We start from the raw sequence: 22,385 nt of genomic DNA on the forward strand, positions 1-22,385 counted from the left end.
ATGAGAACCGACGTTCTGCACGCGGTGCGGCTCGCGAGGATCGACCTGACCCTGGTGAGCAGGAACACCACGGTCCTGTTCAACGTGCTCCTGCTGCCGCTCCTGATGGCCTGGGTGTACACCCAGGCCATCGGCAACGAGAAGATCGACGGTGTGGCCGGGGGGGTGTTCGTGCTGGCCGGGTTGCCGGGGCTGCTGCTGGTGTTCGCGGTCTTCGTCAACCTGGTGAACTCCTTCACCGCCCGGCGCGAGGAACTGGTGCTCAAGCGGCTGCGCGCGGGCCAGCCGTCGGGCCCGGCGATCCTCGGAGGCAGCGCCCTCGGCGCGCTCGCGCTCTATCTCGCCCAAGTGGCGCTCCTGGCCGTCTGGATGCGGCGGTCCGAGGGGGTCACGGTGGCCAACGTGCCGATGCTCGTGATCGTCGCCATCCTGGGGGTCGTGCTGTTCTGCCTTCTCGCCGCCGCCTTCTCCGGCCTCACGCCCAACGCGGAGCTCGCCCAGGTCACGGTGCTGCCGGTGCTCCTGGTCGTCCTGGTCGGCGCCCCGATCGCGTTCCCCGCCGACACGCTGCCCGGCCTGCTGGGCGACGTCGCCGCCCTGCTCCCCGCGACCCCGGTCGTGGAGATCTCGCGCACCGCCTTCCTGGGCGGGGACCACGTCTCCGGGGGCGGGGAGGCGCTGAGCATGGGCGGGCAGTGGGTGGCCGCGCTGCCGTCCTTCGCGATCCTGCTCGCCTGGATCGCGGTGGCGGGGCTGCTGGCCAGGTGGCTGTTCCGCTGGGAACCCCGGCACGGCTAACGTTCATAACGAAATGTCGGTAAATGTCAGCGTGAAAGGGATGAGGCGCCTCGTGCGTCTCATCCCCTCCGCGTTTCCCCGGAGGAAGCAGCGGTCCCCCGTCCAGCGGCTCCGCCGGATGACCGTGCTCTCCCTCACCCTGGGCCTCGTCCTGGCCTGGATCGGCCCGCTCGGCTCGCTGTCGGATGTGGGCGGGGAGTCCCGCCTCCCGCTGCTGGTCGTCGGGGTGCCGGGTCTGGTGATCTTCAGTGTCCTGTACATGAGGATCCTCGAAGCGGCCGTGGCCGGGACGTCCGCGAGGGGCGAGATCGTCGCCTCGGCCGTGGTCGCGGTGGTCCTCCTGCTGACCCAGGACGGCGGCGCTCCCTGGACCTGGGGGTTGCTCGGTCCGGCGTGGGCGTCGGGCGCCGTGCTGCTGATGGGCAGGTACGCCACGATCGCCGCCACCGCCGGGGCGATCGCCGTCGGCGTGCTTCTCGCGCCGCCGGGCGCCGATACCGATCCCGGGTTCGATCTCGGGTTCGGCGACGCGTTCTTGCCGCCGTACCCGGAGGGGGTCTGGCCCGCCCTCGGCGCCTACATCGGGGTGTCCGTGGCGGCGCCGTGGGCGAACCGGTTCCAGCTGTGGTTCTGGCGGGTGGTGAGGACCGCGGAGGAGGGTAAGGAGGCGCAGGCCAGGCTCGCCGTCACCGAGGAGCGGCTGCGCTTCTCCCGCGACCTGCACGACCTGGTCGGGCACAGCCTCTCCGCGATCGCCGTCAAGAGCGAGGTGGCCGCCAAGCTCTCGGGGGTGGACGCCGCTCGGGCGGCCGGGGAGATGGACGAGGTACGGACCCTGGCGCGGCAGACGCTCAAGGAGATCCGCGCCGCGGTGCGCGGCTACCGCACGGTCGACCTCGCGGCCGAGCTGCGCGCGATGACCGCGGTGCTGGAGGCGGGCGGCATCCGCTGCACCCTGGAGACGCCGCGCGACCAGGTACCCGAGGGGGTGGCCACACTGCTGGCCTGGGTGGTCAGGGAGGGCACCACCAACGTGCTGCGGCACAGCTCCGCCACCTGGTGCCGTATCGCGATCACCCTCCGGGAGGGGGTCGCCGTGCTGGAGATGGCCAACGACGGGGTGAGCGGGGTGGACGGCCGGGGCGGTACGGGTCTCGTCGGGCTGTCGGAGCGGGTCGCCGCCATCGGCGGGACCGTCACGGCGGGCCCCGGCGGGCCGGGGGAGTTCGGGCTGCGGGCGACGGTTCCGCTGGAGGGAGAATGATGATCCAGACGACGACGGCGGCGCCGGGCCCTCCAGTGAGGGCGGGCGGTTCGGCCGGGGCGGGCGGCCCGGTGGGGGCGGGTGTTTCGTGCGAGGCGGGCGGTCTGGCGGGGGTGGCGCGGTGATCCGGGTGTTGCTGGCCGACGACGAGCACCTGGTCAGGAAGGCGATCGCCACCCTGCTCGACCTGGAGCCGGACGTCGAGGTGGTGGCCGAGGTGGCCAGGGGGGACCTGGTGGCGGCGGCCGTGCTGGAGCACCGGCCCGACGTGGTCGTACTGGACATCGAGATGCCGGGGATGGACGGGCTGAGCGTCGCCGAGACGCTGCCGGGGCACGCGGTGCTGATGCTGACCAGTTTCGGGCGGCCGGGACACCTGCGGCGGGCGCTCGCGGCCGGGGTGCGCGGCTTCATCCCCAAGGACGCCTCCGCCGACGAGCTGGCGACGGCGATCCGCAGGGTCCACGCGGGCGGGCGCTATCTCGACGCGGAGATGGCCGCCTCGGCGATGATGGCGGGGGAGAGCCCCCTCACCGAGCGCGAGCGCGGCGCCCTGGAGCTGGCCGCCCAGGGAGCCTCGGTCGCCGAGATCGCCGCCGCGCTCCACCTCACCCAGGGCACCGTGCGCAACTACCTGTCCAGCGCCATCACCAAACTGGGCGCGACCAACCGGATCACCGCGATTCGATCTGCCCAACAAAAAGGTTGGCTTTAAACCGCGTTTTCTCACTTGATTCGGGCAAGGAACCCACATGTTCGTACGGAGGCTGTCCTCGGGAGCGAGGGAGGTTCGCACCTTCTTGTACGCTGTGACATCGTATGAACGCGGTGCGTAATCGAGTAGCCGCGGTGACGCACCGCCGTTGTGCCGGGTCGCTCCCGTTCGGCGGCCGGGCGTGAGGAGGAGGCATGCGCGTCCCTGGTAACCCCCGGGCACAGGTGGTCGGCGTCGGGAACCGTCTCGACGTGGGAACCGTCGCCCGAGTGCGCCCGCGGCTGCACGAGGCGGTCGACTCCGGGCACGGCGACCTGATCGTAGATCTTTCCAGGCTGGAAATGATCGATGCCACCGGTCTCGGGGTGCTGGTGGGCACGCATCGCCGCGCTGTGGGCGCGGAACGCCGCCTCATTCTGAGGGGGGTGCCGCCGAGGGTGATGCGGGTGCTGGCGGTGACCCGGCTCAACCGGGTCCTCACCGTCGAGCTCCCCGTGGCCGCGGTGGCCTGATCCGGACGGCCGCTGGGATTCGGGGCGACGGCGGCGCCGGAACATATCGGAGGACGGGCCCGGCGGGCCCGTCCTCGTCGTCTCCTCGCCGGGGTCAGGTCACGAAGGACCTGTGGAAGATGTGCGTGGCGGTCTCGATCAGCTTGCCGACCGGAGGCGGGTCGTCGGCCAGGACCCACTCGATGAGCAGTTCCTGGACCGCTCCGATCATGCCCAGCGCGAGAAGGCGCTGGTTGGCCTTCGTGGCCTCCGGCAGATCGGCGACGTTCGACTCGATCGTCTTGAGGAGGGCCTCGACGGCCGACTGTCTCGAGGTGGTGAGGCAGTCGCCCGCCCGGCGCACCTCCAGATGCATGATCCGCGCGCGGCGCCTGTCGCCGGTGACGAAGCTGATGTAGCTGGTGACCCCTGTCTTGACCCGGGAGGCCAGGGTGTCGGGGGCCTGGTCTATGGCCTTCCCCATCGTCTCCAGCGTCTCGCGCACGCACCGGTCGTACACGGTCTGCATCAGCTCGTCGCGCCCCGAGAAACACTCGTAGAAGGCGCGGTTGGAGATGCGTGCCGCGGCGCACAACCTCTCGATCGTCGTTTCCGGGAATCCGGGGTCGGCGTAAAGGTCGTAGGCCGCGGAGATCAGGCGCTCCCGGCGTTCCGCCAGTCGCTCCTCCGCCGACATTCCCCGGTAGGACCGTCCGTTCATGTCAAGCTCCCGCAGGTCAGCGCGAGGTTGACAGATACTCGCTTTATCACTTCCACCTCATGGTTCTGGCCCCCGGAATCAACCATTATGGGTGCAAGATCCTTTTTGCGGAAGGGCCGTTGTATTATTGCTTACATCTGCGGTGCAAGAAGGTGACAAGTCTGAGTAGCCGGTCAAGGTCTTTTCGCTCGTGTGAACGGAGTGAGGTTTGTTCCACGAGCGAAAGGGGAAAAGGCGTCTGGTTCATGGCGGTCCGAAAAGGCGTGTTCCGGCCGGGCGTTCCACGTTTCGAGCCGGGCGCGGTCGCCTGGCGTTCCGGTCCGAGGGCGATCGCCTAGCGGGTGAGCAGGCCCCGGTCCAGGGCCGTGGTCACGGCGGCGGTGCGGTCGGAGACGCCGAGCTTGCCGAAGACGCGCAGCAGGTGGGTCTTCACCGTGGTCTCGCTGATGAACAGGGCCTTGCCGATCTCCGCGTTGGTCAGCCCCCTCGCCACCAGGGAGAGCACCTCCGTCTCGCGAGGCGAGAGCGACTCGGCCACCGGAGCCCGCATCCGGGTGACCAGCCTGGTCGCCACCGACGGCGACAGCACGGTCTCCCCGCGCGCCGCCGAGCGGATCGCGGCCAGCAGGTCGGCCCTGGAGGTGTCCTTCAGCAGGTAGCCCGCCGCACCGGCCTCGACCGCCCGTACGATGTCGGCGTCGGTCTCGTAGGTGGTCAGTACGACCACCCGGCTCTCCGGCCGCCCGCCGAGGATGCGCGAGGTGGCGCTCACCCCGTCCCCGTCCGGCATGCGCAGGTCCATCAGGATCACGTCCGGCGCGAGCTCCCCGGCCCGCACGACGGCCTCGTCCCCGGACGCCGCCTCGCCCACCACCGTGATCCCGGGGTCGGCCTCGAGCATGCCCCGAAGGCCCTCGCGGACCACCGGGTGGTCGTCGACGATCATCACGCGAAGCATGTGTCACACCCTCTGGGCGGGCTGGCCGGCCAGGTCGGACTGGTCGGACTGATCACCGGGGGCGGTGGGCAGGTCCGGGTGGTCGTCGGCGGTGAGGTCGGGCCGGTCGCCGGGGATTCCGGGCGGGTCGGGGTGGTCGTCGGTGGTGAGGTCGGGCCGGTCGGTGGGGACGACCACCGCGAGGACCGTCCCCTCGCCGGGCGGTCCCGTCACCGTGAGGGTCCCGCCGACCTGCTCCACGCGGGCCCGCATGCCCCGCAGGCCGTACCCCTGGCCGCCGAGCGGCTCGAAGCCGCGTCCGTCGTCGCGTACCTCCAGCCGCACGGAGCCGTCGCGGTAGGCGATCGAGACCGCGACGGATTCCGCGTCCGCGTGCTTGCGCACGTTGGCCAGGCCCTCCTGGGCGGCGCGGACGAGCACCACCTCGACCGGCGCGCTCAGCGGCCGGGACTCCCCGTGCACCTCGAACCCTCCGGACAGGTCCGTCTCCTCGCCGAGCCGGTTCGTCAGCCGCCGCAGCGCCTCGTCCAGGGTCGAGTCGTCCAGGGGGGCCGGGCTCAGCGTGGTGACCAGCAGGCGGGCCTCGGTCAGGTTCTCGCGTGCCGTCTGGATGGCGAGTGCCAGGTGACGGGACGGGTCCGGCTGCGCCTCGGCCGCCTGGATCAGCATGATGATGCTGGTGAAGCCCTGCGCCAGGGTGTCGTGGATCTCCCCGGCGAGCCGCTCGCGCTCGGCCTGTGCCCCGCGCTCGGCCGAGAGCCTGGAGACCTTCGCCCGGCTGCTCTCCAGCTCCTCGATGAGCGCGGCCCGCTCCTCGCTCTGCGTGGTGATCCGCTCCATCCAGATGCCGAAGATGGTGGAGAAGAAGACGACGATGGTGGCGACCATCAGGAAGTTGAACGGCTCCGGATCCCCGACCAGGAACAGGTAGCGGATCATCGGGGAGAGGTTCAGCGCGATCACGGCGATCATCGCCCGCTTGACGCGGAAGACCACGAAGCACTGCGGGCAGAGCCCGAACAGGGCGAACGTCGTGTACGACGTGATGAGTCCCGGGGGAGTGAACAGCGCGATCAGCAGGACGATGTAGACCGCCCCCCGCAGCCGGTCACCGGCGATGATCGCCGGGCGGCCCAGCAGGAGATAGAGCGGCAGGATCGCGACCAGGCAGCCCGCCACGACCACCCTCTCGCGTACGGGCACGTCGGCGGTGAGCGCGGTCCAGGTGGGCAGGAAGATCGCGAGGATCAGGAGCACCTCCCAGCCCCACAGCGACTTCCAGGCGTGGGTGCCGGCCCCCCGGGCGGGGGGCTCGGTGTGGTCGGCGGGGCTCACCCGTCGCGGCGGCTCTTCCAGCGGAACGTCATCAGGCACAGCACCAGTCCTCCGACCGCCCAGGCTCCCAGAACCAGGGCGACCCGGTCGAGTTCGTACGATTTCGTGACTTCGAGCATGGCGCCGGCGTCCCCCAGGAAGACCGAGCGGAAGCCCTGGCACATCCACTTGAGCGGGAAGATCGAGGCGACGTTCACCAGCCAGGCCGGCAGCTGGGCGATGGGGATGAACACCCCGGAGATGAACTGCAGCACCACGAACGGCATCGCGATCACCGCGCCGGCGCTCTTGGCCGACCGGGGCAGGCTGCTGATCGCGACCCCGAGCAGGGACGAGCCGATCACGCCGAGCACGAACACCCAGGTGAAGGTCACCCACCGGGACACCTCCGACGGCAGTTCCAGGCCGAACAGCGCGACCCCGATGGCCAGCAGGATGACGATCTGCAGGAAAGAGACGGACAGGGTGTTGAGGGCCTTGCCGATGAAGTAGGAGGTGCGGGGCAACGGGGTGCCCGCCAGCCGTTTGAGGGTGCCGTCGTCGCGGTCCATCGCGACGTTGATGCCGAGGTTCTGGAACCCCGTCATCGTGGCGGTCCCGATCAACCCGGCCACGTAGAGCTGTGAGACGGTCAGGCCGGTCCCCTCCATCTCGCCGGCGAAGATCGAGCCGAAGATCACCAGCATGACGATCGGGAAGGCGAAAGTGAAGATCACCGCGTCCCGCTCGCGGAAGAACATCCTGTTCTCGATGACCGTCCGTGACAGCCCCAGTCGCATCACGGAAGGTTGCCCGGCTCGGACGGCCGGGGCGGAAGGTCGGGCAAGGGTCTGGCTCATGTGGGTGGTCACCTCGGGAGATCGGTCGGCGCTCGTACGGGAGACGGTCAGGTGGGGGTCTCGATGAGGCGGAGGTAGACGTCCTCCAGGGTGGGGCGGGTCACGGCCAGTTCGGGGACCTCGCCGTCGAAGCGGGCGGTCAGCTCCAGGACCGTCCTGGTCGGCGTGTCCGTCTCCAGGGAGCGGCGCTCACCCTCGTCGGACCAGCTCACCAGGGCCCTGGCGGTGGCCCTGCCGCCCAGGGTCTTCGGCTCGCCCTCGGCCACGATCCGCCCCCCGGCGACCACGGCCACCCGGTCGGCCAGCGCCTCGGCCTCGTCCAGGTAGTGGGTGGTCAGCACGATCGTGGTGCCGTCGCGGGCCAGGCCCTCGATCAGCTCCCAGAACCGCCTGCGGGCCTCGGGGTCGAACCCGGTGGTCGGCTCGTCCAGGAAGAGCAGCTCCGGGTTGCCGATCACCCCCAGCGCGACGTCCACCCGGCGCCGCTGGCCGCCCGAGAGTTTCCGGATCCGCTGGTCCGCCTTCTCCGTGAGCCCGACCTGCGCGATCACCTCGTCCGGGTCCTTGGCCCCGGGGTAGTAGCCTGCAAAATGTCGCACGGTCTCCCGTACGGTCGCCTCGGCCGCGTCGTTCGCCGTCTGCAGCACGATGCCGATCCGCGAACGCCACGCGCGGGTGGGTCTGCCGGGGTCGACGCCCAGGACGCTGACCTCTCCGGCGTCCCTGGTGCGGTGCCCCTCCATGATCTCCACCGTGGTGGACTTCCCGGCCCCGTTCGGGCCCAGGATCGCGAACACCTCGCCCGCGCGGATGTCGAGATCGATCCCCCCGACGGCCTGGACGTCGCCGTAGCGCTTGGTCAGGCCTCTCACTCTTACCGCTGTGTCCATGTCATAAGCGTCGCGTTCACGGGGTTCGCGCGGCACCAACGTTCGGTGGAACGCCGTGTCCACCGAACGGAGGACACGTGGCTTATTCCTTGGTGCGTGACCTTGGGACAGGACTCCCGCCACCGGACGCGTGATCGGGATCACCCGCGATCATGCACCAGACGACCTTGCTACCGGTGGCCGGCCACCGGTAGCCCCAGCTGCGACACATCAACTCGACGAGCAGCAGACCGCGCCCGCCCTCCTCGTCGTCGGACGGGGTCTTCGGGGCGGGCGGCGTACGGTCGCCGTCCCACACCTCGATGACGACGTACGAGCCGGTCCGGTACATGCCGATCGTCACCAGGTCGGGCGAGAGCATGGCCTCCTCGTGGGAGACGGTGATGTCACCCGTCGCCTTGATGGCGTTCGTGACCAGTTCGGAGGCGATCAGCTCGGCGGTGTCCAGCAGGTCCTGCCGTTCCCAGCCGATCAGTGTCCGGCGTACATGCATGCGCGCGAGGAAAGCGGCGCCGGGGTGTACGCAGAGCTCTAGGCGGTTCTGTCGTCGCATCGTGAGATCGACCATCCGGATTCCTCTGGTGGCGGCGCGTCCGGCGGCGTTTCTCGTGTCGACCGATGTCGTCGGGCTGACGGACGCGTGGTTCACGGGGCGCGACCGGCGAGGAGGGCCCTCTTTCCTCGCTCACCGGCCGCGCGCTCTTGAACGCGACGACTTCCCCCGCCGTAATCGAAACGTCGCTGAGAGTAGTTCGATATGGGCGTGCGCCGCGTCGGCTGGTGCGAGCATGGCCAGTGTTGCGGCTGCTCTTGCTTTTTGGCAACTGCCAGAGGGCAACTAACTCAAAATTATTTTCCGCTCCTGATCGCCTGCCACACTGTGGCCCATGGAAGAGGTGCCGATGGCCACCCGTCGTTACAGCCCCACCGTCCGCCGCCGTCGGCTCGCCTCCGAGCTGCGCCACCTCCGGGAGGAACGCGGGCTCACGATCGACCAGGTCGCGGCCGAGATCGACTGGCACGCCACGAAACTCAGCCGCTTCGAGACGGGCCGCCGCGCGATCCAGCCGAGCGACGTCCGCGCGCTGATCGCCGTCTACGACGTGCGGGCACCGGAATCCGACCGGCTCCTGACACTCGCCCGCGAGGCGCGGCAGCGCGGGTGGTGGCACACGTACGGCGAGGCGGTGCCTGACTGGTTCGAGGCGTACGTGGGACTGGAGTCCGAGGCGACGTCGCTGCGGGTGTACGAGGCCGAGTTCGTGCCCGGCCTGCTCCAGACGGAGAGTTATATCCGCGCGGTATACCGGGCCGGGCTGATCGGTGACGAGGACATCGAGCAGCGGATAGCCGTCCGTCTGGCGCGGCAGCAGCTCCTCACCGGTCCCGAGGCGCCGCATTTGTGGGCGGTCGTCAACGAGGCGGCCATCCGCCGCATGGTGGGTGGGCCGGAGGCCATGCGGGAGCAGCTCCTGCGGCTGGTTGAGGCCAGTGAGCTGCGCAACGTGACGCTGCAGGTCCTTCCGTTCTCGGTCGGCGCGCACGCCGCGATGGACGGCCCGTTCCACGTGCTGGGTTTCGGCTCTGACGATCCCGATGTGGTCTACATCGAGTACACGACCGGCACCCTGTATTTGGAGAAGACTCCAGAAGTTGAGCGATATACGCTGATGTTCGACCATTTGCGCGCAGCCGCACTGCCGGTAGAGGCCTCAAGAACGCTCATCGCGAAAATCGCGGCCGAGCTTGGGCGGTGACCGCCTGGAGAAGGGACGCGGGGATGTCCGTCAACGATCAGCCTGTAGACCTGTCTGGTGCCGAATGGCGCAAGAGCGCGCGCAGCAACAGCCAGGGGGGTGCCTGCGTCGAGGTGGCGCGGAACCTGCCCGGTGTCATCGCCGTCCGCGACAGCAAGAACCCGAACGGCCCCGCCCTGGTCTTCACACCCGCGGAGTGGTCGGCGTTCCTCGGTGGAGTGCTGGACGGCGAGTTCGGCACGCCGTAGCGGCCGTAGAGCTTCCGCCCGAGCTCCGGCGGCCTCGGCCATGGTCTCCGCCCGGCTGTGTTCCCGCTTGTAAGGGGAACCGCGGAACTGCCGGGGAGCGCGAGGGGCCGGAAGGCCCTTCGCCGGGGGCTGGGGCGGCACCCCGGAAGGCACAGTCCGGGACTGGTGCGCGCGGAGCGCGAGGAGGTGGCGAGGACCGCTCATGGCGCCGTGATCGGCCTCGGTGACCAAACGAGATCAGGCTTCTCCCACGCCTCGGAGTAGTTCGGCCTTCACCACGCCTTCGACGGCGTGACAGAGCTTGGCGTCCGTCGTGAGCAAGGGAATTCCACGATCGAGGGCCAGTTGGGCGAAGACGGCGTCATGCATGCGCAGCGTCAGCCGTGCGGCCAACCCGGCGGCCCGCTCCAGATGGTCGGCACCGATCGGATGAACTGTCACACCGAGATCGTCGATGACGCGTACGGCCATCGCGAACTCCTCCGCCGTCAGGCGGCCCGCCAGAAGCCCTTTCTTTCGGAGCACCCCGGCTACCTCGATCCAAGCGAAGTCCGCTGTCTCCAACTCGACGAGATCGTCCAGGAACGCCTCCTGAACCTCGCGGGCACGCTCGAACCCGGGCTGATCGACGAACCAGCGAAGGAAGACGCCAGTGTCAACGATGTAGGCGTCAGCCACGTGACTCGTCCCGGAGCCGGTCCAACTCCTCGTCCACTCCGGTCGCCCCTCGCATCCGGTTACGGATGTTCTCCAGCGCCACCGCGGCCTTCTCCCGCCGACGGGATGACGACACGTTCTCCCTGACGAGCGCGAGCACCGGCAACACCCGGCTCTCCGGCAACTCGTCCACCAGCAGATGAAGCTCCTCGCGCATCGGGCTCATAACCGCAGTGTACGACCCTGTTACAGCCGGACGCAGGATCATCGCCACCGAGCAGATGGCGGCTCGTGCGGCCGGGAAGACGAAGTCGTGGCAGGTGGATGAAAACCACCGGGATTCATGGGGGGCGTAGCTTGTAAGTGGGCCGACGGCCGGGGAGCGCGAGGGGCCGGAAGGCCCTTCGCCCGGGGGCCGGGGCGGCGCCCCGGGAGGCGCGGCCCGAGCTTGGTTCGCGCGGAGCGCCGGGGGTGAGGTCCGGTGGGCTAGAACAGGGTGTCGTTGCGCTCGATGCCGCGCAGTTCGTCGTAGTCGAGGGTGACGCAGCGGATGCCGCGGTCCTCGGCCAGGGTCTTGGCCTGGGGGGCGATGCTCTGGGCGGCCAGGATGCCGGCGACCGGGGCGAGCAGGGGGTCGCGGTTCATCAGCTCCAGGTAGCGGGTGAGCTGCTCCACCGCGTCGATGTTCCCGCGGCGCTTGAGCTCCACGGCGACGGACGCGCCCGTGTGGTCGCGGCAGAGGATGTCGACGGGGCCGATGGCCGTCATGTACTCGCGGCGCACGAGCGTCCAGCCCGCGCCCAGGGTGGTGATGTGCTCGGCGAGCAGCTCCTGCAGGTGGGCCTCGACCCCGTCCTTGATCAGGCCCGGGTCCACGCCCAGCTCGTGGCTGGTGTCGTGGATGATCTCCTCCATGGTGAGGACGAGCTTCTCGCCGGTCTTGCCGTGGGTCACCGTCCAGGTGCCCTCCTCCTCGCGGAGCTTGCACGGCGGGTTCATCCAGTTGAGCGGCTTGAAGGCCCGGTCGTCGGCGTGGATGGAGACGCTGCTGTCGGCCTTGATGAGGATGAGCCGGGGCGCCATCGGAAGATGGGCGGTGAGCTTCCCGACGTAATCCACGCTGCACCGCGCTATGACCAGACGCATGACCGAACCCTACCGGCCGGACGGGGCCCGGATCCCCGCGATCCGTCCAGACGCCCCGGCGGCCCTGTGGCCCTGTGACCTGAAGGACGGACCCCCCGGGCCGTACGGGCCCGGGGGGGCACGCGGGGAAGGTCAGCGCATCGCCTCGGAGAGCTTGACCCGGGCGCCGGTACGCAGGACCGCGCGGCTGTAGATGCGGGCGCCGAGCATCAGGGTGCCCGCCGTCGCCAGCAGCATCAGGACCGCCGCCACGGCGATCTCCCAGAGAAGCACCTCGCCCCCGGCCATCCGGACCGGCATGACCATCGAGGAGAACGGCGGCACCAGCGACAGGATCCTGGCCAGCGGGCTGCCCGGCTGGACCGCCGCGAAGTAGGCCACCAGGTAGGTGACCATCATGAGCATCGTCATCGGGGTCAGGACGCTGTTCGCGTCCTCCTGCCTGGACACCAGCGACCCGAGCGCCGCCGCCATCGCGGCGAAGAAGGCGTACCCGAGGACGAACCAGAACAGCGCGCTGACCACGATGCCCGTCATGCCCGGGGGCAGGTCGGCCGCGAGGCCGGTCGCCGCCGCCGCGCCGAGACCGGCCACGATGATCACGACCATGTTGGCCAGCGCGAGCGCGCCCAGCCCCACGATCTTGCCGCCGAGCAGCTGCCAGGGACGGACCGAGGTGAGCAGGATCTCCACGATCCGGCTGCCCTTCTCCTCGACCACGCCCATGGCGACGTACATGGAGGAGTAGATGAGCAGGAAGAACAGCACCATGACCAGCAGGGACGCGACGGCCACCCGCACGCCCGCGTAGCGGGCGTCGGCGCCGACCGAGACCTGTTCCAGCGGGGCGACCCGCATGGCGGCGGCCACCTTGGCCGGGTCGAGGCCCGCCTCGGACAGCTGCCGCTGGGTCTGGGCGGTCTGGTTCGCGGCCTCCAGCAGCAGGCCGAGCTCGCGGTCCACCTCGCCGTCGGCGAGCACCCTGCGGCCGTCCACCACGGCGGCGTCCACGTCGCCCGCGGTGATCGCGCCGCTCGCGGAGGCCTCGTCGGGGAACTGCCTGACGGTGAGCTCCACGTCCTTCGCCGTGCCGGTCAGGGCCGGCCCCAGAGCCTGGGACTGCGCTCCTACGAGACCCACGGTGTAGGAGTCGGGCCCGGAGAAGAGCCTGGGCAGGAACGCCAGCGCCGCGACCAGGACGGCGCTGACCACGAGCCCGATGACGAACGCCTTCGTACGGCCGCGCGTGACGATCTCCCGCCGCGCGACCAGCCACAATCCGTTCACGCGACGGCCTCCCTGAAGATCTCGGTGAGCGTGGGGCGCTGCCAGCCGAAGTGCTCGACCCTTCCGGCCTTGACCGCGAGGCGCAGGATCTCCTGGCCGTCGCCGTCGACGCCCGCGACGAGGACCTCGTCGCCCTTCTCGGTGACCTCCCCCGGCAGGGACGAGGCCCAGCCGGGGGAGGCGTCCCTGACGACCACCCTGAGCCGGCCGCGTCCCTCCCGGTCGCGCAGCTCCTCGACCGTGCCGCTGGCCACCACGCGGCCGGCGGAGATGATGCCGACCGAGTCGCAGAGCCGCTCGACGAGGTCCAGCTGGTGGCTGGAGAAGAGCACCGGCACGCCCGCGGCGCACCGCTCGGCGAGCACCCCGGCCAGCGAGTCGACGGCGAGCGGGTCGAGCCCGGAGAAGGGCTCGTCCAGGACGAGCGCCTCGGGGTCGTGCACCAGCGCCACCGCGAGCTGCACGCGCTGCTGGTTGCCCAGGGAGAGCGCGTCCACCGCGTCGTTCGCGCGCTCGGTGAGCGAGAGCCGTTCGAGCAGGTCGGCGGTGGCCTTCCGCGCCCCGGCCGGGGTCAGGCCGTTGAGCCTGCCGAAGTACTCGACCTGCTCGGCGACCCTCATCTTCTGGTAGAGGCCGCGCTCCTCCGGCATGTAGCCGAACCGGCGCCGGTCGTCGAACGTCAGGGCCTTGCCGTCGCGGCGCACGGAGCCCGAGTCGGCGGTGAGCACGCCCATCAGGATGCGCATGGTGGTGGTCTTGCCCGCGCCGTTCGCGCCGACGAAACCGAACATCTCGCCGGGCCGCACGGAGAACGTCACGCCGTCCAGGGCGACCTTGTCGCCGTACCGTTTGTGCAGGTCGTCTATCTCGATCATTGGGGGGATCCCTCGGTGAGGCGCCTCAACACGGAGACGTAGTCATGGAACGCCCGGCGGCCCTCGTCGGTCATGGCCAGCCAGGTGCGTGGACGTTTGCCCACGAAGGCCTTCTCCACGCGCACGTAGCCGGCCTCCTCCAGGGTGATGACGTGCTTGGAGAGCAGCGAGTCGCTGATCTCGATCGTGTCGCGCAGGAAGCGGAACTCGGCCTTGTCGGTGGCCGCCAGGGCGGCCATGATCGACAGCCGGACGGGCGCGTGGATGACGTCGTCGAGGTCGTGCCTCGGGTGCGAGCCCGCACCGCCTTCCGTGCTTCCCGCGCTTCTTGTACTGCGTGCCGCCCGGCCCGCGTCGCCGCCCGTACGGCTCCCGCGGCCCGTCTCCTCCGCGCCGCCGGCGCCGTTCGTACCGCTCACCGCTCCGCCCGTAGCACGCGCCACGCCGCGTAGAGGGGCGGGGCACCCGCGCAGAGCGACAGCGCGATCAGGGCCGCGCTCCAGCCGCCGCCCGGGTCGCCGGGATGGAAGAACGCGCCGAACACGAACACGACCAGGGTCAGGACGACGTACGAGATCGTCACGGGGCCGTTCGCCTTGTTGGCCCGGTTGACCTCCGGGTCCTGGACCCTCATGCCGCCGAGATAACCGACGAACAGGACGGTCAGGATGATCCATGCCACTCCGGCTGCGAGCCGCGACCAGGCGGGGCCGAGGAACATGACGGGCCAGTAGACGATCGTGCCCAGGCCGACGACCGCGTAGAGCAGGCCGACGACGCGCGCCGGGCGCCGGGCGCGCCGGTCGACCTCGGCGATCCGCCGCAGTGCCTCCTCCGGTGTCAGCTCGTCCTTCACGTCTCCTCCTCTGCTCATGTTCTCAAACAGTACTTATTACTCAACTCTCGTTCAAGTACTTTCTTTCCGCTCTTCTGTCACCCGACCGGCTTTTGGGGTAGCCGGTACCTCTCTGGGAGACTGTTGCGATGCCGGAAAGGGCGGTTCGCCACGTGGGGCGGACCCGGCGGGCAGGGGTGGGCAGGGTGGGAGAGCGATGACGAGCACTTTCGAGGCGGCCGGGGTGGTCGAGGCGGCCGGGGTGCCCGGGGTGACCGGGGTGACCGAAGCAGTGGCCGGAGCGGCCGGGACGGACAGCCTCGGCGCGGCGTGGGTCCGGGGCCTCCGAGACCTGCCGTGAGCCCCCGCAAGGCCCGCCGAGCCGATCCCTTCGACCGTGGCGGCAACCGGGGTCACGCCCGTCCCGTCGGCGGCTCGGTGCCCGGCGTCGACCGTACCGAGGAGTGGCCCGACGGCGACTGGCAGGTGCGCCGGGTCACCGGCGGCGCGGCGGACAAGGTCTACCGCTGTCCCGGCTGCGACCAGGAGATCAGGCCCGGCCTGCCGCACCTGGTCAGCTGGCCCGCCTGGCAGGGCGGGGAGGACGAGCGCAGGCACTGGCACACCGCGTGCTGGCGCAACCGGGTCAGGCGCGGCCCCGGCCGGAGCAGATACTGACCGGCCGGCCACCACCGGTACGACCGGCCACCACCGGCACGACAGAACAACCGGCTACCACCGGCACGACAGGCCACCACCGGCACGAACGGCGCCGGCGCCGACCGGAAGAAGCGGATTCGAGGAGAGACATGGAGATTCGGGCCTCTACGGTGCTGCCCGCGCGCAGGGAGCCGATCGAGCTGCACACCGGTGACGGTCTGACGCTCGTCGGCGAGCTGGCCCTTCCCGCCGACCGGCCCCCGGTGGCCACGCTGGTCTGCCTGCACCCGCTGCCCACCCACGGCGGGATGATGGACAGCCACGTCTACAAGAAGGCGTCCAACCGGCTGCCCGCCCTCGCCGACCTGGCCGTGCTGCGCTTCAACACGCGCGGCACCACCTCGGAGCGGGGCACCTCCCAGGGCGCCTTCGGCGGGGGCGAGGACGAGCGCCTGGACGTCGCCGCCGCCCTGGAGTACGCCGACTTCCACGACCTGCCCCGGGTCTGGCTGCTCGGCTGGTCCTTCGGCACCGAGCTGGCGCTCAAGTGGGGCCGCGACCCGCTGGTGGAGGGCGCGATCCTGCTCTCCCCGCCGCTGCACCGGGCCACCGACGCCGACCTCGACGCGTGGGCGGAGTTCGGGCGGCCGCTGACCGCGATGGTCCCGGAGTTCGACGACTACCTGCGTCCGGAGCAGGCCCGCGAGCGCTTCGCCAGGGTGCCCCAGGCCGAGGTCGTCGGGGTGGACGACGCCAAGCACCTGTGGGTCGGCGAGCCGTACGTGCGCGTCGTCCTCGACCGGATCGTCCTGCGGGTGAACCCGGCCGCCCACCCCCTGCCCACCGAGGTTCCCGACGCCTAGGAGGCTGTCCGGTTCTGACCCCTCACCGCCGTATGGCCTTGCGGGTCCCGTTCGCTGACGGCGCAGTTACCACAACGTCATCAACGGTTGTGGAACCGGGGGTGCCAGGAGGGGACCCCGGGAATACGGTGGACTGCGTGCAGCTGTACACACGGTCGGCGGGAGAGGGGCTTCCGGTCGTCCTCCTTCACGCGTTCCCCCTCTCGTCGGCCATGTGGCTGGCCCAGCGGGAGGGCCTGTCCGCGGTCTGCAAGGTCATCACCCCCGACCTGCGCGGCTTCGGCGGCTCGGTGCTGGGCGAGGACGAGCCCTCCCTCGACGTGATGGCCGACGACGTCGTACGCCTGCTGGACCGCGAGGGTGTGGACCGCGCGGTCGTCGGCGGGCTGTCCATGGGCGGCTACGTGACGATGGCCCTGTGCCGCCGCCACCCCGACCGGCTGCTGGGGGTGATCCTCGCCGACACCAGGGCGGGGGCCGACCCGGAGGCGGCCAGGTCCAACCGCGAGCGGATCGCCGCCGCGGTGCTGGAGGAGGGCACGTCCGTCCTGCTGCGGGAGGTGCTCCCCGGGCTGGTCGGTGAGACCACCGTGCGGCGCAGGGCGATGGTGTACGGCCGGGTGCGCGGGCTGGTCCAGTCGGCCCCGCCGGCGGCCGTCGCGTGGGCGCAGCGGGCCATGGCGGGCCGTCCCGACTCCTTCGACACGCTGCGGGCGCTCAAGACGCCCGTCCTGGTGATCGTGGGCGCGGAGGACGAGATCGCCTCGCCGGCCGAGGCGGGCGCGATGGTCGAGGCCGTGCCCGACGGGCGGCTCGCCGTGATCGAGAAGGCCGGCCACCTCAGCGCGATCGAGCAGCCCGAGGCGTTCAACCGGGCGGTGTCCGGCTTCGTCGCAGAGCTCACCGGGGGACCGTCGCCTCGCGGGTGACGACGCGGTGACGGAACGGGAAGACGGAACGGGAAGACGGAACGGGAACGGAACAGGAAGAGAGCCTGGCGACCGTGAAGGTCGCCAGGCTCTCCCGTAGCCGTCGTCAACGCCCCGAGTCAGCGGCCGCCTACTCCTGCCACCACTCCGCGTCGTCGTCCTTCGTCTCGGCCCTGGCGGGCGCGGGAACCGGCTTCTCGGCGCCGTTGGCGGCGGCGGGGATGGCCGGCTTCGGCGGTGCCGCGGCGATCGCGGGCTCCGGCTCGGCGGCCGGGAGCGGCGCGCCACCGAGGAGCTGCCGCAGCTGCGCGAGGTGGCTGGTGATGCTGTCGCGCTGGCGGGTCAGCTCGTCGACCTGGCGCTGGGCGACCGAGCGGCTGCGCTCGGACTCGGCCTTGGCCTCGGAGACGATGGACTCGGCGCTCGCCTTGGCCTCGGACACGACCTGGTCGGCGTTCTTGCGCGCGTTGGCCAGCAGCTGCTTGGCGTGCGTGTCGGCCTCGCGGCGGGTCTGCTCGGCCTGCTGCGTGGCCTTGGTGGCCCGCTGCTCGGCGGTGGCCGCCCGTTGCTCGGCGGTGGCCGTCAGCTGCTGGGCCGCGGCCTGCGCGTTGGCGTGGCGCTCGGCCTCCTGGCGCTCGGCCTCCTCGCGCCTGGCGGCGAGCTGGATCTCGAACTCCGCCTCGTCCTGGGCCCGCTTGGCCTCGGACTCCTCCAGCACCCGCTGGGCCTGGGCGCGCATCTCGTCGGCCTGGCGCTTGGCGGTGGTGAGGACCTCGTCGCGCTCGCGCTTGGTCGAGGCGCGCAGCTGGGCCACCTCGCGCTCGGTGGTGGTGCGCAGCTTGGCGATCTCGCGCTCGGAGTCGGCGCGCTTCTCGGCGACCTCGTGGTCGGCGGTGGCGCGCAGCTTGGAGACCTCGCGCTCGGTGGTGGCGGTCAGCTCGTCGGCCTCGCGGCGGGCGGTCGAGCGGATCTCCTCGGCCTCGCGCTCGGCGCTGGTGCGCATCTCGTCGACCTCGCGGGTGGCGAGGGCGCGCTTCTCGGCCGCCTCGTTCTCCGCGGCGGCGCGCAGGTCGGCGGCCTCGACCTTGGACGCCGCCTTGATCTCGTTCGCCTCGGACCGGGCGGCCTGGACCAGCTCGGTCGCCTGCTCCTCCGCCAGACGGAGCAGTTGCTCGATGCGGGCGCCGAGCCCGGAGTAGGTCGGGCGCTCCTGCTCCTGAAGCTGGCGCTGGGAGTCGGACAGATCCCGCTGCAGGCCCTGGACCTGCTCCCGGGACTGCCGTAGCTCGCCGTCGAGCTGCTTCAGGTGGTCGTGGACCTGGTGCCGGTCATAGCCACGGAGCACCACGTCGAATTCCCGAGCGGGGGCGTCTTCAAAGAAGTTGTTGAGCTGGGCGTCGATGTCGGACTGCATGGAGGCTCGATCCTGGGTTGTCGAGACGGCTACACGGGCCGGACGGGGGTTTCAGGCATCCGAAGCGGGAGCCGGGGCGGGATCCACGTCCGGTGGTACGCCAGCGTACTCCGCCGGTGCGGAGTTGGCGGTCTCGTCCGGCTTTATGCGTGACTTGTTACGTATCAGCGTTTCTTGCATTCGGCGTGGTCCCGCCTTGCCTTTCCGCTGCCTGTACGAGTTCCGTGAGCATTCCCCCGACGTCCTTGGGATGAAGAAAAGCGATCGAGGAGCCCAGGGAACCGTGGCGCGGCTGCTTGTCGAGGAGGCGTACACCCCTGTCGCCGATCTTGTCCAGGGCCTGCACGACATCCGGGACGCCGAAGGCGACATGGTGGACACCTTCCCCGCGCTTCGCGAGGAATTTACCCACCGGCGTGTCGGGGCCGAGCGGTTCGAGGAGCTGGATATAAGATCCACCGCCTTCGCCGTCGGCGATGTGCAGCATGGCCTCCTTCACTCCCTGCTCGGCGTTCACCTCGCGGGCCACCACCGTGAGCTCGAAGATCCGCTCGAACAAAGCGATCTTCTCCTCAAGGTCGTGGCAGGCGATTCCCACATGATCGATGCGCATGAACATAGGGACATCCTCCATGGCGATCGCTGATGTACTCATGGGTATGGTGGCAAAGTCGCCCCAAGCCCGCCAGGGAGGCTCCACTTATGTCTGGTTCCGTCATCGTCGCCGGAGCTCGTACGCCCATCGGAAGACTGCTCGGCTCGCTGTCCGGCCTGTCGGCCGCCGACCTCGGCGGCATCGCCATCAAGGCGGCGCTGGAGCGTTCCGGCGTCGCCCCCGAGGCCGTGCAGTACGTGATCATGGGGCAGGTGCTCCAGGCGGGCGCCGGCCAGATCCCCTCCCGCCAGGCCGCCGTCAAGGCGGGTGTCCCGATGACCGTGCCGTCCCTGACGATCAACAAGGTCTGCCTCTCGGGCCTGGACGCCATCGCCCTGGCCGACCAGCTCATCCGCGCCGGCGAGTTCGACATCGTGGTCGCGGGCGGCATGGAATCGATGTCGAACGCCCCCCACCTGCTGCCCGGCCTGCGCAAGGGTGTGAAGTACGGCTCCGCCGGCATCCTCGACTCGATGGCCTTCGACGGCCTCACCGACGCCTACGACCAGGTGGCCATGGGCGAGTCCACCGAGCGGCACAACGCGCGCCTCGGCCTCACCCGCGAGGAGCAGGACGAGTACTCCGCCCGCTCCCACGCGCTCGCCGCCGCCGCGATCAAGAACGGGGCGCTCGACGACGAGATCGTGCCGGTGGCGATCCCGCAGCGCAGGGGCGAGCCGGTGGTCTTCTCCGCCGACGAGGGCGTGCGCGGCGACACCACCGCCGAGGTCCTGTCGCGGCTGCGGCCCGCGTTCACCGAGGACGGCACGATCACCGCCGGGTCGGCCTCGCAGATCTCCGACGGCGCCTGCGCGGTGGTCGTGATGTCGAAGGCGAAGGCCGAGGAGCTCGGCCTCGACTGGCTGGCCGAGATCGGGGCCCACGGCAACGTCGCGGGCCCCGACAACTCGCTCCAGTCCCAGCCCGCCAACGCGATCAAGCACGCCCTCGGCAAGCAGGGCCTCTCGGCCGGCGACCTCGACCTGCTGGAGATCAACGAGGCCTTCGCCCAGGTGGTCCTGCAGTCGGCCAAGGAGCTCGGCGTCCCCCTCGAAAAGATCAACGTCAACGGCGGCGGCATCGCCGTCGGCCACCCGATCGGCGCCTCCGGCGCCCGCATCGTGCTCACCCTCGCCCACGAGCTCAGGCGCAGGGGCGGCGGCCTCGGCGCGGCCGGTCTGTGCGGCGGCGGCGGGCAGGGCGACGCTCTGATCATCCGCGTCCCCTCGGCATGACCGCGGAGGTCTCCGACCTGGTCGCGATGGCCAGGGAGGGCAGGCCACGGGCCGTGGCCCGGCTGATCTCCATGGTCGAGAACGGCTCCCCCCGGCTACGGGAGATCACCGGGCTGCTCTGCGCCGACCGGCCGCACCGGGCCCGGATCATCGGGCTCACCGGCTCTCCCGGCGTCGGCAAGTCCACCTCGACCGGGATGCTGGTCCACGCGTTCCGCAAGCGGGACATGCGGGTCGGCGTGCTCGCCGTCGACCCGTCCTCGCCGTTCACCGGCGGGGCGCTGCTGGGCGACCGGGTACGGATGCAGGACCACGCCACCGACCCGGACGTGTTCATCAGGTCGATGGCGAGCCGGGGGCACCTGGGCGGGCTGTCGTGGGCCACGCCCCAGGCGCTGCGCGTCCTGGAGGCCGCGGGCTGCGAGGTCATCCTCGTCGAGACCGTCGGGGTCGGCCAGGCGGAGGTGGACATCGCCTCGATGGCCGACACCACCGTCGTGCTGCTCGCGCCCGGGATGGGCGACGGCATCCAGGCGGCGAAGGCGGGCATCCTGGAGATCGCCGACGTGTTCGTGGTGAACAAGGCCGACCGCGAGGGCGCCCAGGCCACCGTCCGCGAGCTCCGCAACATGATCGCCCTGGTCGAGCGGCCCTGGAAGCCGCCGATCGTGCAGACCGTGGCCTACCGGGGCGAGGGGGGCGAGGAGGTGGTCGACGCCCTCGGCGACCACCTGGCCCACCTGGAGGCGTCGGGCGAGCTCGTCCGGCGCCGCCACGCCAGGGCGAGGGACGAGATCGAGGCGATCGCCCTCACGACCCTGCGTTCCCGCTTCGCCCACCTGCACGGCGACCGGCGCCTGGACGCCCTCGCCACCCGCGTCCTGGACGCGGGACTCGACCCCTACACCGCGGCGGACGAACTCCTGGCCGCCGCGGGCTGAACGGGACTCACGAACCCCCGGCACACGGACGCGGTCACCGCGTCCGTGTGCCGGGGTCCCTCACGTCCGGACCGGATGCTCCCGTGGCGCCGGGGTCCCGGTGTCCGGGCTCGAACACCGAAACCTCGGCGCCGAGCCCCCGGCGCCGAGGCTCAGGTCTCGTCGGCGAACTTGACGGTGACCTTCTCGAAGCCGAGGCCCTTCAGCAGGCCCTCAAGCATGATCTTGGTGTTCTGGTCGGCCCGGTTGCGCAGGTCGCTGGCCTGGGCGGCCTCGGCGATCTTCTTCTCGGCCAGCATGTAGAGCTCCCGCTGGTCGCCGGGGGAGGAGGACAGCAGGTCCTCGACCCGGTCGAAGAGGCCGCGCTGCTGGGCGTAGACGTAGGAGCGCTTGTTGTCGAGGTTCGGCTTCTCCAACTGGGCGCGGGGCAGCCTCACCGTGACCTCGGTGCGGTCGGGGGAGACCGTCAGGGCGTCGCCGGCGATGCCGCCGAAGTCGACGTAGGCGTCGACGCCGCCGGCCCCGACGAAGAGCGTCCGGCTGCCCTTGACCGCGTCGGGCAGGAAGGCCGCGTCCTTCTCCAGGTCCACCACGACCTGGAAGTTGCCGGTGGCGGCCTCGAAGCGGCTGAGGTTGTGGATGGACTCCAGCAGCACGGGCTGGCTGCGGTCGACCGTCTCCTCGCCGAACGGGTTCAGCCACGACCAGGTGAGGCGGGCGCCCACGACGAGGAGGATCACGACGACGAGCAGCCCGGCGAGGAAACGCCAGCCGCGTCCGCGGCGTGCCGCCGGGGGAGCCGCGGGCGGAGCTTCTTGGGAGGCTTTCACAGCGCTCTCCTTCCCCGGAGGGTGACCTTCTCACGCGGAGCC

The 22,385-nt window shown here is 70.7% G+C and carries 28 protein-coding genes; 12 read left to right on the plus strand and 16 right to left on the minus strand.

The features are described from left to right. The 4 genes from ACFYWM_RS34370 (at nt 1) to ACFYWM_RS34385 (ending at nt 3,289) form a co-directional block, all read left to right on the plus strand. Entirely contained in the window at nt 1-798 is a 798-nt protein-coding gene (locus tag ACFYWM_RS34370) for an ABC transporter permease (protein ID WP_389922560.1), read from the plus strand. Between the two features lie 40 nt (nt 799-838). Beyond that, nucleotides 839-2,062, plus strand: coding sequence for a sensor histidine kinase (locus ACFYWM_RS34375; protein ID WP_389922563.1), 1,224 nt, complete (start codon nt 839-841; stop codon nt 2,060-2,062). Between the two features lie 121 nt (nt 2,063-2,183). Beyond that, the gene (locus ACFYWM_RS34380; RefSeq protein ID WP_389922566.1) at nt 2,184-2,777 is read left to right on the plus strand and encodes a response regulator; all 594 of its coding nucleotides are present in this window, start codon (nt 2,184-2,186) and stop codon (nt 2,775-2,777) included. A 194-nt stretch (nt 2,778-2,971) separates the two neighbouring features. Next, a complete protein-coding gene (locus ACFYWM_RS34385; protein WP_362679943.1) occupies nt 2,972-3,289 on the plus strand; it encodes an STAS domain-containing protein in 318 nt (105 codons plus the stop codon). Nucleotides 3,290-3,383: 94 nt separating this feature from the next. Here ACFYWM_RS34385 and ACFYWM_RS34390 read toward each other — a convergent pair whose 3' ends face one another. The 6 genes from ACFYWM_RS34390 to ACFYWM_RS34415 form a co-directional block, all read right to left on the minus strand. Continuing rightward, the gene (locus ACFYWM_RS34390) at nt 3,384-3,989 is read right to left on the minus strand and encodes a TetR/AcrR family transcriptional regulator (protein ID WP_389922570.1); all 606 of its coding nucleotides are present in this window, start codon (nt 3,987-3,989) and stop codon (nt 3,384-3,386) included. Between the two features lie 334 nt (nt 3,990-4,323). After that, on the minus strand, nt 4,324-4,947 hold the full coding sequence (locus tag ACFYWM_RS34395) for a response regulator (protein ID WP_389922573.1): 624 nt from the start codon (nt 4,945-4,947) through the stop codon (nt 4,324-4,326). 3 nt (nt 4,948-4,950) lie between these two features. After that, nucleotides 4,951-6,321: a sensor histidine kinase gene (locus ACFYWM_RS34400; protein ID WP_389922576.1), complete on the minus strand. Its 1,371-nt coding sequence runs from the start codon at nt 6,319-6,321 to the stop codon at nt 4,951-4,953. After that, nucleotides 6,279-7,061 carry an ABC transporter permease gene (locus ACFYWM_RS34405; RefSeq protein ID WP_389922579.1) on the minus strand — a complete coding sequence of 261 codons (783 nt, stop codon included), beginning with the start codon at nt 7,059-7,061 and terminating at the stop codon, nt 6,279-6,281. The genes ACFYWM_RS34400 and ACFYWM_RS34405 overlap by 43 nt, the downstream gene beginning before the upstream one ends. 107 nt (nt 7,062-7,168) lie before the next feature. Then, entirely contained in the window at nt 7,169-8,011 is an 843-nt protein-coding gene (locus ACFYWM_RS34410) for an ABC transporter ATP-binding protein (RefSeq protein ID WP_389922582.1), read from the minus strand. An 82-nt stretch (nt 8,012-8,093) separates the two neighbouring features. Then, nucleotides 8,094-8,504, minus strand: a complete 411-nt coding sequence (locus ACFYWM_RS34415) for an ATP-binding protein (protein ID WP_389922585.1) — start codon at nt 8,502-8,504, stop codon at nt 8,094-8,096. Between the two features lie 394 nt (nt 8,505-8,898). Between ACFYWM_RS34415 and ACFYWM_RS34420 the strand changes: the two genes are divergently transcribed. Both ACFYWM_RS34420 and ACFYWM_RS34425 read left to right on the plus strand, forming a co-directional pair. Then, the gene (locus tag ACFYWM_RS34420; RefSeq protein ID WP_389922588.1) at nt 8,899-9,768 is read left to right on the plus strand and encodes a helix-turn-helix domain-containing protein; all 870 of its coding nucleotides are present in this window, start codon (nt 8,899-8,901) and stop codon (nt 9,766-9,768) included. Between the two features lie 23 nt (nt 9,769-9,791). Further along, the gene (locus ACFYWM_RS34425; RefSeq protein ID WP_389922591.1) at nt 9,792-10,016 is read left to right on the plus strand and encodes a DUF397 domain-containing protein; all 225 of its coding nucleotides are present in this window, start codon (nt 9,792-9,794) and stop codon (nt 10,014-10,016) included. A gap of 237 nt (nt 10,017-10,253) precedes the next feature. Here the strand turns inward: ACFYWM_RS34425 and ACFYWM_RS34430 are convergent, their stop codons facing one another. From ACFYWM_RS34430 to ACFYWM_RS34460, 7 genes are all read right to left on the minus strand, one after another. Then, nucleotides 10,254-10,694 carry a type II toxin-antitoxin system VapC family toxin gene (locus ACFYWM_RS34430; protein WP_389922593.1) on the minus strand — a complete coding sequence of 147 codons (441 nt, stop codon included), beginning with the start codon at nt 10,692-10,694 and terminating at the stop codon, nt 10,254-10,256. Next, entirely contained in the window at nt 10,687-10,899 is a 213-nt protein-coding gene (locus ACFYWM_RS34435; RefSeq protein ID WP_389922596.1) for a hypothetical protein, read from the minus strand. Before ACFYWM_RS34435 ends, ACFYWM_RS34430 begins: the two co-directional genes overlap by 8 nt. A 260-nt stretch (nt 10,900-11,159) precedes the next feature. Next, a complete protein-coding gene (gene nucS, locus ACFYWM_RS34440) occupies nt 11,160-11,819 on the minus strand; it encodes an endonuclease NucS (protein ID WP_329091017.1) in 660 nt (219 codons plus the stop codon). A 132-nt stretch (nt 11,820-11,951) separates the two neighbouring features. Then, a complete protein-coding gene (locus tag ACFYWM_RS34445) occupies nt 11,952-13,106 on the minus strand; it encodes an ABC transporter permease (protein WP_389922599.1) in 1,155 nt (384 codons plus the stop codon). Next, a complete protein-coding gene (locus tag ACFYWM_RS34450) occupies nt 13,103-13,981 on the minus strand; it encodes an ABC transporter ATP-binding protein (protein WP_389922602.1) in 879 nt (292 codons plus the stop codon). The genes ACFYWM_RS34445 and ACFYWM_RS34450 overlap by 4 nt, the downstream gene beginning before the upstream one ends. Further along, complete coding sequence (locus ACFYWM_RS34455; RefSeq protein WP_389922605.1) at nt 13,978-14,400, minus strand: winged helix-turn-helix domain-containing protein; 423 nt, start codon at nt 14,398-14,400, stop codon at nt 13,978-13,980. The genes ACFYWM_RS34450 and ACFYWM_RS34455 overlap by 4 nt, the downstream gene beginning before the upstream one ends. Continuing rightward, nucleotides 14,397-14,855, minus strand: coding sequence for a hypothetical protein (locus ACFYWM_RS34460; RefSeq protein WP_389922608.1), 459 nt, complete (start codon nt 14,853-14,855; stop codon nt 14,397-14,399). Before ACFYWM_RS34460 ends, ACFYWM_RS34455 begins: the two co-directional genes overlap by 4 nt. Nucleotides 14,856-15,033: 178 nt before the next feature. On the opposite strand from ACFYWM_RS34460, the gene ACFYWM_RS34465 reads away from it, so the two are divergent. From ACFYWM_RS34465 to ACFYWM_RS34480, 4 genes are all read left to right on the plus strand, one after another. Next, the gene (locus ACFYWM_RS34465; RefSeq protein WP_389922610.1) at nt 15,034-15,177 is read left to right on the plus strand and encodes a hypothetical protein; all 144 of its coding nucleotides are present in this window, start codon (nt 15,034-15,036) and stop codon (nt 15,175-15,177) included. Continuing rightward, nucleotides 15,174-15,494: an ATP/GTP-binding protein gene (locus ACFYWM_RS34470; RefSeq protein ID WP_350973539.1), complete on the plus strand. Its 321-nt coding sequence runs from the start codon at nt 15,174-15,176 to the stop codon at nt 15,492-15,494. Before ACFYWM_RS34465 ends, ACFYWM_RS34470 begins: the two co-directional genes overlap by 4 nt. 131 nt (nt 15,495-15,625) lie before the next feature. Continuing rightward, complete coding sequence (locus ACFYWM_RS34475; protein WP_389922613.1) at nt 15,626-16,339, plus strand: alpha/beta hydrolase; 714 nt, start codon at nt 15,626-15,628, stop codon at nt 16,337-16,339. Between the two features lie 137 nt (nt 16,340-16,476). Continuing rightward, on the plus strand, nt 16,477-17,268 hold the full coding sequence (locus tag ACFYWM_RS34480) for an alpha/beta fold hydrolase (protein ID WP_389922615.1): 792 nt from the start codon (nt 16,477-16,479) through the stop codon (nt 17,266-17,268). Between the two features lie 130 nt (nt 17,269-17,398). Here the strand turns inward: ACFYWM_RS34480 and ACFYWM_RS34485 are convergent, their stop codons facing one another. Then, nucleotides 17,399-18,682, minus strand: coding sequence for a DivIVA domain-containing protein (locus ACFYWM_RS34485; protein ID WP_389922618.1), 1,284 nt, complete (start codon nt 18,680-18,682; stop codon nt 17,399-17,401). Between the two features lie 157 nt (nt 18,683-18,839). After that, entirely contained in the window at nt 18,840-19,301 is a 462-nt protein-coding gene (mce, locus tag ACFYWM_RS34490) for a methylmalonyl-CoA epimerase (protein ID WP_389922622.1), read from the minus strand. 83 nt (nt 19,302-19,384) lie between these two features. Here mce and ACFYWM_RS34495 point away from each other — a divergent pair, with 83 nt between their 5' ends. Then, nucleotides 19,385-20,572, plus strand: coding sequence for an acetyl-CoA C-acetyltransferase (locus ACFYWM_RS34495; RefSeq protein ID WP_389922626.1), 1,188 nt, complete (start codon nt 19,385-19,387; stop codon nt 20,570-20,572). Further along, nucleotides 20,569-21,513, plus strand: a complete 945-nt coding sequence (gene meaB / locus ACFYWM_RS34500; RefSeq protein WP_389922628.1) for a methylmalonyl Co-A mutase-associated GTPase MeaB — start codon at nt 20,569-20,571, stop codon at nt 21,511-21,513. The genes ACFYWM_RS34495 and meaB overlap by 4 nt, the downstream gene beginning before the upstream one ends. A gap of 152 nt (nt 21,514-21,665) precedes the next feature. On the opposite strand, the gene ACFYWM_RS34505 is transcribed toward meaB, so the two are convergent. Further along, nucleotides 21,666-22,343 (minus strand): DUF4230 domain-containing protein, encoded by a 678-nt coding sequence (locus tag ACFYWM_RS34505; RefSeq protein WP_389922630.1) that lies wholly within the window; start codon nt 22,341-22,343, stop codon nt 21,666-21,668. Nucleotides 22,344-22,385: the final 42 nt, after the last annotated feature.

The sequence above is a fragment of the Streptosporangium sp. NPDC002721 genome (assembly GCF_042888905.1).
Lineage (GTDB): Bacteria > Actinomycetota > Actinomycetes > Streptosporangiales > Streptosporangiaceae > Streptosporangium.